Source organism: Xanthomonas hortorum pv. cynarae (assembly GCF_002939985.1).
Lineage (GTDB): Bacteria > Pseudomonadota > Gammaproteobacteria > Xanthomonadales > Xanthomonadaceae > Xanthomonas > Xanthomonas hortorum_D.
Genome location: NZ_MDFM01000020.1, coordinates 39628 through 52700, shown reverse-complemented (window position 1 = coordinate 52700; position 13073 = coordinate 39628). Strand labels below are relative to the sequence as shown.

At 65.2% G+C, this 13073-nt stretch carries 15 protein-coding genes; 6 read left to right on the top strand and 9 right to left on the bottom strand.

Annotation, left to right across the window (positions count from 1 at the left end):
- From XcyCFBP4188_RS14465 to XcyCFBP4188_RS23425, 8 genes are all read right to left on the bottom strand, one after another.
- Positions 1-471, bottom strand: coding sequence for a YgfX family protein (locus tag XcyCFBP4188_RS14465; RefSeq protein WP_104592355.1), 471 nt, complete (start codon positions 469-471; stop codon positions 1-3).
- On the bottom strand, positions 422-670 hold the full coding sequence (locus tag XcyCFBP4188_RS14460) for an FAD assembly factor SdhE (protein ID WP_104592354.1): 249 nt from the start codon (positions 668-670) through the stop codon (positions 422-424). Before XcyCFBP4188_RS14460 ends, XcyCFBP4188_RS14465 begins: the two co-directional genes overlap by 50 nt.
- Positions 671-779: 109 nt before the next feature.
- Entirely contained in the window at positions 780-1562 is a 783-nt protein-coding gene (locus XcyCFBP4188_RS14455) for a succinate dehydrogenase iron-sulfur subunit (protein ID WP_006449601.1), read from the bottom strand.
- Positions 1563-1578: 16 nt separating this feature from the next.
- Positions 1579-1782: a hypothetical protein gene (locus tag XcyCFBP4188_RS14450; protein ID WP_425510755.1), complete on the bottom strand. Its 204-nt coding sequence runs from the start codon at positions 1780-1782 to the stop codon at positions 1579-1581.
- Positions 1783-1791: 9 nt separating this feature from the next.
- Complete coding sequence (sdhA, locus tag XcyCFBP4188_RS14445) at positions 1792-3582, bottom strand: succinate dehydrogenase flavoprotein subunit (RefSeq protein ID WP_006449603.1); 1791 nt, start codon at positions 3580-3582, stop codon at positions 1792-1794.
- A gap of 34 nt (positions 3583-3616) precedes the next feature.
- A complete protein-coding gene (sdhD, locus tag XcyCFBP4188_RS14440) occupies positions 3617-4003 on the bottom strand; it encodes a succinate dehydrogenase, hydrophobic membrane anchor protein (protein ID WP_006449604.1) in 387 nt (128 codons plus the stop codon).
- Positions 4000-4392, bottom strand: a complete 393-nt coding sequence (sdhC, locus tag XcyCFBP4188_RS14435; protein ID WP_006449605.1) for a succinate dehydrogenase, cytochrome b556 subunit — start codon at positions 4390-4392, stop codon at positions 4000-4002. The genes sdhD and sdhC overlap by 4 nt, the downstream gene beginning before the upstream one ends.
- A gap of 56 nt (positions 4393-4448) precedes the next feature.
- Positions 4449-4619 carry a DUF1674 domain-containing protein gene (locus XcyCFBP4188_RS23425; protein WP_167393553.1) on the bottom strand — a complete coding sequence of 57 codons (171 nt, stop codon included), beginning with the start codon at positions 4617-4619 and terminating at the stop codon, positions 4449-4451.
- Between the two features lie 39 nt (positions 4620-4658).
- Between XcyCFBP4188_RS23425 and ygfZ the strand changes: the two genes are divergently transcribed.
- Entirely contained in the window at positions 4659-5531 is an 873-nt protein-coding gene (gene ygfZ / locus XcyCFBP4188_RS14425) for a CAF17-like 4Fe-4S cluster assembly/insertion protein YgfZ (protein ID WP_043907914.1), read from the top strand.
- On the opposite strand, the gene XcyCFBP4188_RS14420 is transcribed toward ygfZ, so the two are convergent.
- The gene (locus tag XcyCFBP4188_RS14420) at positions 5528-6616 is read right to left on the bottom strand and encodes an ABC transporter ATP-binding protein (RefSeq protein ID WP_104592352.1); all 1089 of its coding nucleotides are present in this window, start codon (positions 6614-6616) and stop codon (positions 5528-5530) included. The two genes, ygfZ and XcyCFBP4188_RS14420, sit on opposite strands and share 4 nt — an antisense overlap.
- Positions 6617-7037: 421 nt before the next feature.
- On the opposite strand from XcyCFBP4188_RS14420, the gene zwf reads away from it, so the two are divergent.
- From zwf to XcyCFBP4188_RS14395, 5 genes are all read left to right on the top strand, one after another.
- Positions 7038-8468 carry a glucose-6-phosphate dehydrogenase gene (gene zwf / locus XcyCFBP4188_RS14415; protein WP_006449609.1) on the top strand — a complete coding sequence of 477 codons (1431 nt, stop codon included), beginning with the start codon at positions 7038-7040 and terminating at the stop codon, positions 8466-8468.
- On the top strand, positions 8465-9472 hold the full coding sequence (glk, locus tag XcyCFBP4188_RS14410) for a glucokinase (RefSeq protein WP_006449612.1): 1008 nt from the start codon (positions 8465-8467) through the stop codon (positions 9470-9472). The genes zwf and glk overlap by 4 nt, the downstream gene beginning before the upstream one ends.
- Complete coding sequence (gene pgl, locus XcyCFBP4188_RS14405) at positions 9469-10188, top strand: 6-phosphogluconolactonase (RefSeq protein WP_104592351.1); 720 nt, start codon at positions 9469-9471, stop codon at positions 10186-10188. The genes glk and pgl overlap by 4 nt, the downstream gene beginning before the upstream one ends.
- Before the next feature lie 114 nt (positions 10189-10302).
- Positions 10303-12234, top strand: coding sequence for a phosphogluconate dehydratase (edd, locus tag XcyCFBP4188_RS14400; protein WP_104592350.1), 1932 nt, complete (start codon positions 10303-10305; stop codon positions 12232-12234).
- Positions 12235-12285: 51 nt separating this feature from the next.
- A complete protein-coding gene (locus tag XcyCFBP4188_RS14395; protein ID WP_006449615.1) occupies positions 12286-12945 on the top strand; it encodes a bifunctional 4-hydroxy-2-oxoglutarate aldolase/2-dehydro-3-deoxy-phosphogluconate aldolase in 660 nt (219 codons plus the stop codon).
- The last annotated feature ends 128 nt before the right edge of the window (positions 12946-13073 follow it).

The window sequence follows — 13073 nt, the reverse complement described above, 5'->3', positions numbered from 1 at the left end:
TCAACCAGGAAAGGGACGCCATGGTGCCACTTGCGGCGGCCCGGACGAAATGGCGTGTGCCTGAGCGGCCAGACGCAGTTCACGTCGTTGCGCTGCCGGCAACGTATCCGGCCAGAAATGCAGGCGCTCGCGGCGTGCATCCAGACGCGTCCACGACACCACGGCGATCGGCCCGCGCCATGCGACCTGCAGGCTTTGCACCTGCGCGCCGTCAACGCTGGCGGGCGTTTCGCTCCACGGCACAACCAAGTGCCGCACTGGCGAACGCAACAGCATGCGCAACGATCGCCCACCGGCCAACAGCGCGTAGGTAGACAACACCGCTGCCAGCCACACGGGCACCCCGCTACGCCAGACCGCCCACAGCGCCAGCGCGTTCAACACGCTCAATGCGCAAACCAACCCGCGCGAAGGCCGCCATTCAAGCTGGCAAGGCGCGGATATCTGCAATGAGTGCGGCGTTGTCGGCATCGGGGCAGGCCTCGTATCCCATGAACCAGCGCCACAACTTATCGTCTTCGCAATCCAGCAGCTGTAGGAAAACCGCGCGCTCGGACTCGGACGCCTGCGCCCAGCGTTGATCCAGATAGCGCCCGAACAACTGATCGAGCTCGCGCATACCGCGCCGGCAGCGCCAGCGCAGTTTTTTCAGCAGGGTTTCTTCGTCCATCTCACTCTCCTCGCCTGACGCGGCGCCGAAAACGACAGCGGCACCAGACCAAGGGCCGGTGCCGCTGTGAACCACCTCCCCGCCAAGGCGGGGCGGCATTGCCTTGCGATCAGGCGCGGCGCGCCATCATCAACTTCTTGATTTCGGCAATCGCCAGCGCCGGGTTCAGCCCCTTCGGACAGGTCCGCGCGCAGTTCATGATGGTGTGGCAGCGATACAGCTTGAACGGATCTTCCAGATCGTCCAGACGCGCGCCGGTATCTTCATCGCGCGAATCGATGATCCAGCGGTACGCCTGCAGCAGGATCGCCGGGCCCAGATAACGCTCGCCATTCCACCAGTAGCTTGGGCAGCTGGTCGAGCAGCAGGCGCACAGGATGCATTCGTACAACCCATCGAGCTTGCGGCGATCTTCCGGCGACTGCAGGCGCTCGCGATCCGGCGGCGGCGGCGTCTGGGTACGGATCCACGGCTTGATCGACGCATACTGCGCGTAGAAATGCGTCAGATCCGGTACCAGATCCTTGATCACGCTCATGTGCGGCAGCGGATAGATCGGCACTTCGGCCTTGCCGCAGGCATCGATCGCCTTGGTGCAGGCCAGCGTGTTGGTGCCGTCGATGTTCATCGCGCACGAACCGCAGATGCCTTCGCGGCACGAACGGCGGAACGCCAGCGTCGGGTCGATCTCGTTCTTGATCTTGATCAGCGCGTCCAACACCATCGGGCCGCACTTGTCGAGATCGATCTCATAGCTGTCGGTCCGCGGGTTGGCGTCGCCATCCGGATCCCAGCGGTAGACCTTGAAGGTGCGCGTATTCTTGGCGCCCTGTGCAGGGTAATGCTTGCCCTTGCCGATCTTTGAATTCTTGGGGAGGGTGAACTCTGCCATAGCTGCTCTCGTTGGCTCAGGCGATGCGCGGTGCGAACGACAGCCGCACCGTGCGCATGAAGGTAAAGACGATGGATCCCGCCACCGAAGCGGCGGTGCAGCGACCGGCATATTGCCGGCGCTGCCCCTGCGTGATGAAACGCCCCGACCGCTGCAAGCGATTGCCGCTGCGCCAGGACAACCCGGCGACTGGCTTCAATGCAGCGAGGGAGCGTTGCATGCGCATCGATCAGTAGACGCGCGGCTTCGGCGGGACGACATCCACGTCCTGACTCAGCGTGTACATGTGCACCGGGCGATATTCGAACTCGCACTTGCCCTTGTCGTCGACGGTGACCAGCGTGTGCTTCTGCCAGTTGACGTCGTCGCGGTCCGGGAAGTCTTCGTGCGAATGCGCGCCACGGCTTTCCTTGCGCTGCTCGGCCGAATTGATCGTCGCCACCGCATTGAGCAGCAGGTTGTTCAACTCGTAGGTCTCGATCAGATCCGAGTTCCAGACCAGCGAGCGGTCGGACACCTTGACGTCTTCGAAGCTGGCGAAGATCTCTGCCATCTTGTCCACGCCTTCCTTCAGCGTCTTGCTGGTGCGGAACACCGCAGCATCGGACTGCATGGTGCGCTGCATGTTGTCGCGGATCACCGAGGTCGGCGTAGAGCCGTTGGCGTAGCGCAACTTGTCCAGCAGGCCGAGCGCCTTGTCGCAGGCATCTGAAGGCAACGTCTTGTGCGGCTGGTTGGGCTTGACCGTCTCGGCGCAGCGGTTTGCCACCGCACGGCCGAACACCACCAGATCCAGCAACGAGTTGGAACCCAACCGGTTGGCACCGTGCACCGACACGCAGGCGGCTTCGCCGATCGCGTACAGGCCAGGCACCACCGCATCCGGGTCGTCGCCCTGCTTGCGCACGACTTCGCCGTAGAAATTGGTCGGAATGCCACCCATGTTGTAGTGCACGGTCGGCAGCACCGGAATCGGCTGCTTGGTCACGTCCACACCGGCAAAGATGTGCGCGCTTTCGGCAATGCCGGGCAGCTTTTCGTTGATGACTTCCGGGCCGAGATGGGTCAGGTCGAGCAGGATGTGATCCTTGTGCTCGCCCACGCCGCGGCCTTCGCGGATCTCCACCGTCATCGAACGCGAGACCACGTCGCGCGATGCCAGATCCTTGTAATGCGGGGCGTAGCGCTCCATGAAGCGCTCGCCGTTGCTGTTGCGCAGAATGCCGCCTTCGCCGCGCACGCCCTCGGTGATCAGGCAGCCCGCACCGTAGATGCCGGTGGGATGGAACTGCACGAACTCCATGTCCTGCACCGGCAGGCCGGCACGCATCACCAAGCCGCCGCCGTCACCGGTACAGGTGTGGGCAGAGGTGGCGCTGAAGTAGGCACGGCCATAACCGCCGGTCGCCAGCACCACGCCGTGGGCGCGGAACAGATGCAAGGTGCCGTCGGCCATGTCCAGCGCAAGCACGCCGCGGCAGACGCCTTCTTCGTCGAAGATCAGGTCGAGCGCAAAGTACTCGATCATGAAACGCGCGTTATGCGCCAGCGACTGCTGATACAGCGTGTGCAACATGGCGTGACCGGTACGATCGGCCGCCGCGCAGGTGCGCTGTGCAGACGGGCCTTCGCCGTACTTGGTGGTCATGCCACCGAACGGGCGCTGATAGATCTTGCCCTCTTCGGTGCGCGAGAACGGCACGCCGTAGTGCTCAAGCTCGATGATGGCCGGGATCGCCTCGCGACACATGTACTCGATCGCGTCCTGGTCGCCCAGCCAATCGGAGCCCTTGATGGTGTCGTAGAAGTGGTAGCGCCAATCGTCTTCGCCCATGTTGCCGAGCGCGGCGGAAATACCGCCCTGCGCTGCCACGGTGTGCGAGCGGGTCGGGAAGACCTTGGTCAGACAGACCGTCTGCAGGCCCTTCTGGGCCAGGCCGAACGTGGCGCGCAGTCCTGCGCCACCGGCGCCCACCACGACCATGTCGTACTTGTGTTCCGTAATCTTATAAGCGGACATCTAATCTGGATTCCTGTTCTGGGTGCCCGATGACTCAGGCACCGCCCAGCGCGATGCGCGCCACTGCGAAAATGCTGACGATCGCACCGAGCGCGGCGACGAACTTGACCGTGGTCTGCAACGCCAGCGCCAGCAACGAGTTGTGGATGTAGTCCTCGAGCACGACCTGCAGACCGATCTGCGCATGCCAGAACATCGCCACCAGGAAGCCGACCAGCAAGATCGCGTTCCAGGGTCTGGACACGGCCGCAACGGCGGTCGGATAGTCCGAACCGAGCAGGCTCAGCACGAAGACCAGGAACCAGATCGACAACACCACCAGCGCGGTGGCGGTCAATCGCTGCAGAACGAAATGCTCGGTGCCGGTCTTGGCCGCGCCCAGACCACGCACATTTTTCAGCGGGGTGCGGTAACGGTTCATGCGCCAGCTCCAATCAATACATAGGCCCAGATCGCAGCGGTGATCAGCAGGCTGACCACAACCGAGGCCCAGCCGCTACGCACGAAGGCGGGAATGCTGTAGCCATACCCGAAATCCTGCACGATGTGGCGGATGCCGTTGGACAGATGGTAGGCAAATGCCCATGTCCAGCCGAACAGGAACAGCTGGCCATACCAGGCGCCAAGCTGTTGCGTGAGGCAGGTCCAGTGGTCCTGGCCGAGCATCAACACCAGCAAAGCGGCGGCAATCACCAGCGCTCCTCCTGACAGAATGATGCCGGTCGCTCGATGCAGGATCGAGGTGACCATTTGTATCTGCCAGCGGTACACCTGGAGATGCGGGGAAAGAGGACGTTCTCGGATCGCCATTCGCTGGGCTCATTATCTCGGCTGGGCGGCACTAGGCCGCTGTGGCTAAAAGCTGATCAGAAATCGATGCAGCGTCCATTTTTTCCCCAGTCGCCGTAGCGCGTTGGCTCAGGGCCGTCGCGCCCACCAATCTCCTTGGGCAGTGGCTGCTTCTCGGGAATGTGCTCCTGAGAAGAAGGCTGCGTTTCGGAATCCTGCGCTGGGGTGGGGGTTGGATGGCCTATCATAGTGGTCTCACAACAGTGCGATTTTAGTCCTCCCCTCCCGTGGCTGACAACCTGAATCTTATTCCGCAGGGTTTTGGCTCCCTGCACGGCATGCAATACGTCCGCTTGATCGGGATGGATGCAGTGGCGTTCGCGCATGCGCAATTTGCCAACGACGTACAGGCGCTGGCGGTTGGGCAGTGGCAGTGGAATACGTGGTTGACTGCGAAGGGGCGCGTGATTGCCATCTTCGCACTGTTGCGTGAGGACGACACACACGTATTGATGCTGTTGCCCGACGGCAACGCGGCCGAGATCGCCTTGCAACTGGGCCGTTTCGTGTTCCGGCGCAAGCTCAAGATCGTTGGTGCAGCGCTATCTGCCTACGGCGGATTCGAACCAGCGCAACGCGCGCAGGGCGCACAGGCCGATATCGGAACGCAGCGTATCGAATTGGATATGGGCACGGCCGCCCTGCCCCGCACCTTGCTGTTGCACACCGACCAGGCATTGGCAGCGCCTATCGAAGTGCCAGGCGTGGATGCGCAGTGGCGCCGCGCCGATCTGCAACTGGGATTGGTCCGCCTGCCCGATGCACAACGCGAGCAATGGACACCGCAACAGTTGGCACTGGATCGCCTGCACGCCTTCAGCGTGAAAAAAGGCTGTTATCCGGGCCAGGAAATCGTCGCGCGCACGCACTTCCTGGGCAAGGCCAAACGCGCCCTGCAGCTACTGGAAGTCGATGGCGCCATCGAGGCGGGCGATGCGGTCACGCTGGATGGCACAGCCATCGGCACGCTGGTGAGTGTTGCCGGCACTCTTGCGCTGGCGGTGCTGCCGCTGGAGCTGACATTGGACGCCACCACCGCACTGCAAGCAGGCGCACACAGCGCACGCCCACTTGCCTTGACACCCGGATTGGAGCGTTAAGCCGGATCCAGCCGCTCGCCGGTGGCCGGGTCGAAGAAGTGCAGCGCCTCGCTACGCAACGCCAGGCGCAGTGGCTGACCGACCGCCGGCAAGGCCTGCGGCGCGACGCGGATGACCAGCGGCTGACCGCCACGATCCAGGTTGAGGAAGATCTCGTTGCCGACCGGCTCGATGACTTCCACCTTCGCCTCAAAGCCCAGCAGCGCATCGCTCGACGGCTGCAGATGCTCCGGGCGCACGCCGACGATCACCTCGCGACCGAACCAGCTGCGATCCACCTGCGCCGCACCCAGCGGCACACGCCAGCCGTCGGCCATGACCAGATGCAGCCCGTCCTGCTCGTCTAGCCGTCCCTGCAGCATGTTCATTGCCGGGCTACCGAGAAAGCCGGCCACGAACAGATTGGCCGGGCGGTCGTACAGCGCCATCGGGCTGTCGATCTGCTGGATCACGCCATCCTTGAGCACCACGATGCGCTGGCCGAGCGTCATCGCCTCAACCTGATCGTGGGTGACGTAGATCATGGTGGTGCCGAGCTTGCGGTGCAGCTGCGCAATCTCGGTACGCACGCTGTGGCGCAGCTTGGCATCCAGATTGGAGAGCGGCTCGTCGAGCAGGAACACCGACGATTCGCGCACCATCGCCCGGCCCAGCGCCACACGCTGACGCTGGCCGCCGGACATCGCCTTGGGCAGCTTGTCGAGCATCGGGGTCAGGCCGAGCAGTTCGGCGGCGTTGTTGACGCGTTCGGCGATGACCTGCTTGGGATGGCCGCGCAGCTTGAGTCCGAAGGACAGATTCTCGGCCACGGTCATATGCGGATACAGCGCATAGCTCTGGAACACCATGGCGATGTCGCGGTCTTTCGGTGCCACATCGTTGACCACGCGCTCGCCGATCTTCAGCGTGCCGGCGCTGATGTCCTCAAGCCCGGCGATCATGCGCAGCAAGGTCGACTTGCCGCAGCCGGACGGCCCGACCAGCACCATCAGCTCGCCATCGGCGACTTCGAAGCTCGCACCCTGCACTGCGACCTGGCCATTCTCGTAGACCTTGCGGACACCTTCCAACTGCACTTTCGCCATCTTCGGCCTCAACGTAAGTTGTGCGCCCTGCCCTCGGCCCTCCCGACGGCGGTGACGCCACATGCGCCTGCAAGGAAATCTCCTGCAAGCGGATGCATTGGTTTATTCTGACATGTAATCGTTTTCACATGGCAACATCGATCTCGGGAGGGACCATGACGCCAGTTACCCACGCCGCTGTTTCAAGCGGTGCAGCCTACCGTGCCAGGCCAGGCATTTCGCCACGCATGTGCAGGTCTACCGCCGCAGCGCTAACCGCTGACGGCCACTTGCTGCCACAATCGGGGATTGGGCGTGCGCGTCCATCCTCCGCTGCGCGCACGTCAGTGTCGCTCAGGAACAGACGTACCGACCGCCGGCTGTCCGGCGCCTTTCCGACAAGCTGCTGATAACGATGTCTCCAGAATCTGAAATTCGGTCCATGCACAACACCCTGATCCTGTTCGGCGCCACCGGCGATCTTGCCCAGCGCTACCTGTTTCCTTCCCTGTTGCGGTTGTTCGTCGACGGCCTGCTGCCGGAGGATTTCCGTATCCGTGCGCTGGCGTTGTCGCCGCACGACACCGAGGCCTTCCGAGAGGTACTGCGGCCGCGTCTGACCCAGGCCTTGCCGATCGCCACCCCCGAACAGATCGAGACGCTGCTGCAGCGGGTCGATTACCGCTCGGTGGATCTGCGCGATGCCGAATCGGTGGCCAATGCCGTGCGCGAGCTGTCCAGCCGCCAGTGCGTGAGCTATCTGGCGATTCCGCCGGGCCTGTACATCAGCACCTGTCAGGGGCTGGCCCTGGGTGGTGCGCTGGCCGCCCCGCATCGATTGATGCTGGAAAAGCCGATCGGCCACGACTCGGACAGCGCACGAGAGATCCTGCAGTCGATCGGCGCGCTGATCGACGAAGACCGCGTGTTCCGCCTCGACCATTACCTGGGCAAGGCGGCGGTACAGAACCTGATCGCGCTGCGCTTCGGCAATACGCTGCTGGAGGCGGTGTGGAACCGCACCTACATCGAGTCGGTGCAGATCCTGGTGGCCGAAAGCGAAGGTGTGGACGGGCGCGATGCCTATTACGCCCGCTCCGGTGCGCTGCGCGACATGGTGCAGAGCCATATCCTGCAACTGCTGTGTCTGGTGGCGATGGAGCCGCCGGCCTCGCTAGAGGCCGACCGCATCCGCGACGAGAAGGTCAAGGTACTGCGCGCCCTGCGCCCGATGACCGCCGAACACGCCGCCCATGACAGCGTACGCGGCCGCTACACCGCAGGGACGATCAACGGCCAGCCGGCGCAGGCCTATCACCCGCCGGAAGGCAGCGATGTGGAGACCTTCGTCGCGGTGACCGCGCATATCGACAACTGGCGTTGGGCCGGCGTGCCGTTCCACCTGTGCACCGGCAAGCGCCTGGCCGAGCGCGCCACCCGCATCGTGGTCACGCTCAAGCCGGTGACGCATTGGTTGTTCGAGCGCCCGGACCGTCAGAACGCGGTGCCCAACCGCCTGACCTTCCAACTGCAGCCGCAGGAAAACATCGAACTCGGCCTGATGAGCAGCCTGGCCGGCCCGGAATGGGGCGCGATCGAACTGCAGCCGCTGGAACTGGAATTGTCGGTCCCCACCGGCCTGCACCGCCGCATCGCGTACGAGCGCCTGTTCGTGGACGCCTTCAACGGCAACCCGGCGCTGTTCGTGCGCGACGACGAGGTCAAGGCCGCCTGGTCGTGGATCGACAGCGTCAGCGATGCCTGGAAAGACGCGCAGTTGCCGCTGCAGACCTACCCGGCCGGCAGTTGGGGACCCGATAGCGCGGCGCCCTTCCTGCCCCCGGCCACCGACGCACAGGGACACACCGCATGACCGCTCCTTCCAAGCCGGTGCTGGTTGCCGATATCGGCGGAACCAATGCGCGCTTCGCGCTGGCCGACGTCGACGCCTCGGTGCCGCTGCTGGATGACACCTCGCGCGAATTTGCGGTGGTCGATTTCGGTTCGCTCGGCGAAGCCGCACGGTACTACCTCGACCAGATTGGGGTGCAGGCTACCCAGGGCGTGTTCGCCGTGGCTGGCCGCGTGGATGGCGACGAGGCGCGCATCACCAACCACCCGTGGGTGATCTCGCGCTCGCGCACTGCGGCCATGCTGGGCTTTAGCACCCTGCACCTGATCAACGACTTCGCCGCGCAGGCCATGGCGATCAGCCTGCTGCGTCCGCAGGACGTGGTGCAGGTGGGCGGCGCCAGCTGGCGGCCGGCTTCGATCGATCAACCGCGCAATTACGGGGTGATCGGCCCCGGCACCGGCCTGGGCGTCGGTGGTCTGATCGTGCGCAACGGGCGCTGTTTTCCGCTGGAAACCGAAGGCGGCCATGTCAGCTTCCCGCCGGGTACGCCGGAAGAAATCCGCATCCTGGAGATCCTGTCCGAGCAGTTCGGCCGGGTCTCCAACGAGCGCCTGATCTGTGGCCCGGGGCTGGTCAACATCCATCGTGCGCTCAGCGAGATTGCCGGGGTCGACCCCGGCCCGCTGCAGCCCAAGGACATCACCGCGCGTGCGGCTGCGGGCGACCCGCGCTCGTCGCGCACCATCGACCTGTTCTGCGCCATCTTCGGTGCGATCGCCGGCGACATGGTGTTGATGCAGGGCGCCTGGGACGGCGTGTTCCTCACTGGCGGGCTGGTGCCCAAGGTGCTGGATTCGCTGCAGCATTCCGGCTTCCGCCAGCGCTTCGAACACAAGGGACGCTTCTCCGCGATCATGTCGCGGGTGCCGTCGCTGGCTGTCATGCATCCGCATGCCGGCCTGCTCGGCGCCGCCGCGTATGCGGTGGATGCGCAGCGTCAGCATCCAGGAGAGCAGCGATGAGCCTGCAGGACAATCCGCGCATCACCTTGGTGCGCTACGAAGACCCGGCCGAATGGACCGAGGCGGTGGCCAGCGAGATAGCCGATCTGCTGGAGCAGGAGATTTCGCGCCGCGGTCAGGCGCGCATGCTGCTGTCCGGCGGCACGACGCCGGCGCCGGTGTACGAATCGCTCGCCCACCGTTCGCTGGACTGGTCGCGGGTGGAAGTGGGCCTGGTCGATGAGCGCTGGCTGTCGCCGCAGGATCAGGACAGCAATGCCTGGCTGGTGAATCACAGCTTCCTGAGCCATGCGCCGGCAGCGACCTTCATCCCGTTGGTGCGCCCGGGCAAGCAGTTGCCCGAGTGCGTGCACACCGCGAACCTGCAGGCCAGGCATGCCGAACCGGCCTGCCTGGCGGTGCTGGGCATGGGCGGCGACGGGCATACTGCCTCGCTGTTTCCCGGCGCCACCGATCTGCCCAAGGCGCTGGCCAGCCCGCAGCCGTACGCTTCACTGGATGCCACCGGCTGCCCGGGCTCCAATCAGTGGCCGCTGCGCATCACGCTGACGCCGGCCGGGCTCGCTGCCATCCCGACCCGCCTGCTGTTGCTGCGCGGCAAGCAAAAGCTCGACGTGCTGCAGGCCGCATTGGCGGGTGACGATGTCAGCGAATATCCGATCCGGGTGGCGTTGCAGCAGCCGGGTCCGCGTTTGCGGGTGCATTGGTGCTCTTAGGTGCGAATCCCTCGCAAGAGCCGATTCGGCGAGTCCCTCGCAACAGCCCGCACATCAGTGTGCGGGGAATTAAAACAGCATTTTCTTCCCCCCGTTTCTCATAGCCGGTAGCCAATGAGCCTGCATCCGAATATCCAAGCTGTCACCGACCGTATCCGCAAGCGCAGCGCGCCCTCGCGCGCGGCGTATCTGGCCGGTCTCGATGCCGCCCTGCGTGAGGGTCCGTTCCGTAGCCGTTTGAGCTGCGGCAACCTTGCGCATGGGTTTGCCGCGTCCGAGCCGACCGACAAGTCGCGCCTGCGCGGTGCCGCCACGCCCAACCTCGGCATCATCACCGCCTACAACGACATGTTGTCGGCGCATCAGCCGTTCGAGCATTACCCGCAGCTGATCCGCGAAACCGCGCGTGCGCTCGGTGCCACCGCACAGGTTGCCGGCGGTGTGCCGGCGATGTGCGACGGCGTGACCCAGGGCCGTGCCGGCATGGAGCTGTCGCTGTTCTCGCGCGACAACATCGCTCAGGCCGCGGCGATCGGCCTCAGCCACGACATGTTCGACAGCGTGGTGTATCTGGGCGTGTGCGACAAGATCGTGCCGGGCCTGCTGATCGGCGCGCTGGCGTTCGGGCATCTGCCGGCGCTGTTCATGCCGGCCGGCCCGATGACGCCGGGCATTCCGAACAAGCAGAAGGCCGAAGTGCGCGAGCGCTATGCGGCCGGCGAAGCCACTCGCGCCGAACTGCTGGAGGCCGAGTCGTCGTCTTACCACTCGCCCGGCACCTGCACCTTCTACGGCACCGCCAACTCCAACCAGGTATTGCTCGAAGCGATGGGCGTGCAGTTGCCCGGCGCATCGTTCGTCAACCCGGAACTGCCGTTGCGCGATGCGCTGACGCGTGAGGGGACCGCGCGTGCGCTGGCGATTTCCGGATTGGGTCAGGACTTCCGCCCGTTCGGCCGCCTGATCGACGAACGCGCCATCGTCAACGCCGTGGTCGCGCTGATGGCCACCGGCGGTTCGACCAACCACACCATCCACTGGATTGCGGTGGCGCGCGCGGCCGGCATCGTGCTGACCTGGGACGACATGGATCTGATCTCGCAGACCGTGCCGCTGCTGACCCGCGTCTACCCGAACGGCGAGGCCGACGTGAACCGCTTCCAGGCCGCTGGCGGCACGGCATTCGTGTTCCGCGAGCTGATGGACGCCGGGATGATGCACGACGACATCCCCACCGTGGTCGAAGGCGGCATGCGTGCCTACGCCAACGAGCCGCGGCTGCAGGACGGCAAGGTCGTGTACGTGCCCGGCACTGCGACCACCGCCGACGACAGCGTGGCGCGTCCGGTCAGCGCCGCATTCGAATCGCAAGGCGGGCTGCGTCTGCTGCGCGGCAATCTCGGCCGCTCGCTGATCAAGCTGTCGGCGGTCAAGCCGCAACACCGCACCATCAAAGCGCCGGCGGTAGTGATCGATACACCGCAGGTGCTCAACAAACTGCATGCCGCCGGTGTGCTGCCGCACGATTTTGTGGTGGTGCTGCGCTATCAGGGGCCGCGTGCCAACGGCATGCCGGAACTGCATTCGATGGCACCGCTGCTCGGCCTGCTGCAGAACCAGGGCCGGCGTGTGGCGCTGGTCACCGACGGCCGTTTATCCGGCGCCTCGGGCAAATTCCCGGCCGCGATCCACATGACCCCGGAAGCCGCACGCGGCGGTCCGATCGGGCGCGTGCGCGAAGGCGACATCGTGCGCCTGGATGGCGAAGCCGGCACGCTGGAAGTGCTGGTCTCGGCCGAAGAATGGGCATCGCGCGAAGTCGCGCCGAACACCACGGTGGCCGGCAATGACCTGGGCCGCAACCTGTTCGGCATCAACCGCCAGGTCGTGGGCCCGGCAGACCAGGGCGCGATCTCGATTTCCTGCGGCCCGACCCATCAGGACGGCGCACTGTGGAGCTACGACGCCGAGTACGAACTCGGTGCCGATGCCGCCGGTGCCGATGCCGCCGCTGCGGCGGCACCACACGAGTCCAAGGACGCCTGATCCCCTTCCCTCTCAGCGACCGCCTGGCGGTCGCCGTCTAACGGAGTTGCAATGACGATTGCCCAGACCCAAAACACCGCCGAACAGCTGCTGCGCGATGCCGGCATCCTGCCGGTGGTCACTGTGGACACGCTGGACCAGGCGCGCCGCGTCGCCGATGCGCTGCTCGAAGGCGGCCTGCCCGCGATCGAGCTGACCTTGCGCACCCCGATCGCGATCGAAGCGCTGGCCATGCTCAAGCGCGAACTGCCCAACATCGTGATCGGCGCCGGCACCGTGCTGAGCGAGCTGCAACTGCGTCAGTCGGTGGATGCCGGTGCGGACTTCCTGGTCACCCCGGGCACCCCCGCGCCGCTGGCACGCCTGCTCGCCGATGCACCCATCCCGGCCGTCCCTGGCGCGGCCACGCCGACTGAACTGCTGACCCTGATGGGCCTGGGCTTCCGCGTGTGCAAGCTGTTCCCGGCCACCGCAGTGGGTGGCTTGCAGATGCTCAAGGGCCTGGCAGGTCCGCTGTCCGAGCTCAAGTTGTGCCCCACCGGCGGCATCAGCGAGGCCAACGCGGCCGAATTCCTGTCGCAACCGAACGTGGTGTGCATCGGCGGCTCGTGGATGGTGCCCAAAGACTGGTTGGCCCAGGGTCAGTGGGACAGGGTCAAGGAAAGCTCGGCCAAGGCGGCGGCGATTGTTCGACAGGTGCGTGCGGGCTGATTTCTGGGCGCCGCATCCAGCGGCTTGTAAGGCCGGGCTTCTGCGTGAAGAAAGCTGGTTGCTCGATGAGAGCCTGATTGGCTGGCGCCTTGATCTTTTGCGTGGGAGCGGCCCGCGGGCGCCGGGGC

Coding starts and splice junctions, on each gene's coding strand:
- XcyCFBP4188_RS14450 (WP_425510755.1), bottom strand. CDS start 1,782: ATGCAACGCTCCCTCGCTGCATTGAAGCCAGTCGCCGGGTTGTCCTGG.
- XcyCFBP4188_RS23425 (WP_167393553.1), bottom strand. CDS start 4,619: ATGATAGGCCATCCAACCCCCACCCCAGCGCAGGATTCCGAAACGCAG.
- sdhA (WP_006449603.1), bottom strand. CDS start 3,582: ATGTCCGCTTATAAGATTACGGAACACAAGTACGACATGGTCGTGGTG.
- pgl (WP_104592351.1), top strand. CDS start 9,469: ATGAGCCTGCAGGACAATCCGCGCATCACCTTGGTGCGCTACGAAGAC.
- XcyCFBP4188_RS14395 (WP_006449615.1), top strand. CDS start 12,286: ATGACGATTGCCCAGACCCAAAACACCGCCGAACAGCTGCTGCGCGAT.
- XcyCFBP4188_RS14420 (WP_104592352.1), bottom strand. CDS start 6,616: ATGGCGAAAGTGCAGTTGGAAGGTGTCCGCAAGGTCTACGAGAATGGC.
- zwf (WP_006449609.1), top strand. CDS start 7,038: ATGCACAACACCCTGATCCTGTTCGGCGCCACCGGCGATCTTGCCCAG.
- XcyCFBP4188_RS14455 (WP_006449601.1), bottom strand. CDS start 1,562: ATGGCAGAGTTCACCCTCCCCAAGAATTCAAAGATCGGCAAGGGCAAG.
- XcyCFBP4188_RS14460 (WP_104592354.1), bottom strand. CDS start 670: ATGGACGAAGAAACCCTGCTGAAAAAACTGCGCTGGCGCTGCCGGCGC.
- sdhD (WP_006449604.1), bottom strand. CDS start 4,003: ATGAACCGTTACCGCACCCCGCTGAAAAATGTGCGTGGTCTGGGCGCG.
- edd (WP_104592350.1), top strand. CDS start 10,303: ATGAGCCTGCATCCGAATATCCAAGCTGTCACCGACCGTATCCGCAAG.
- sdhC (WP_006449605.1), bottom strand. CDS start 4,392: ATGGCGATCCGAGAACGTCCTCTTTCCCCGCATCTCCAGGTGTACCGC.
- glk (WP_006449612.1), top strand. CDS start 8,465: ATGACCGCTCCTTCCAAGCCGGTGCTGGTTGCCGATATCGGCGGAACC.
- XcyCFBP4188_RS14465 (WP_104592355.1), bottom strand. CDS start 471: ATGCCGACAACGCCGCACTCATTGCAGATATCCGCGCCTTGCCAGCTT.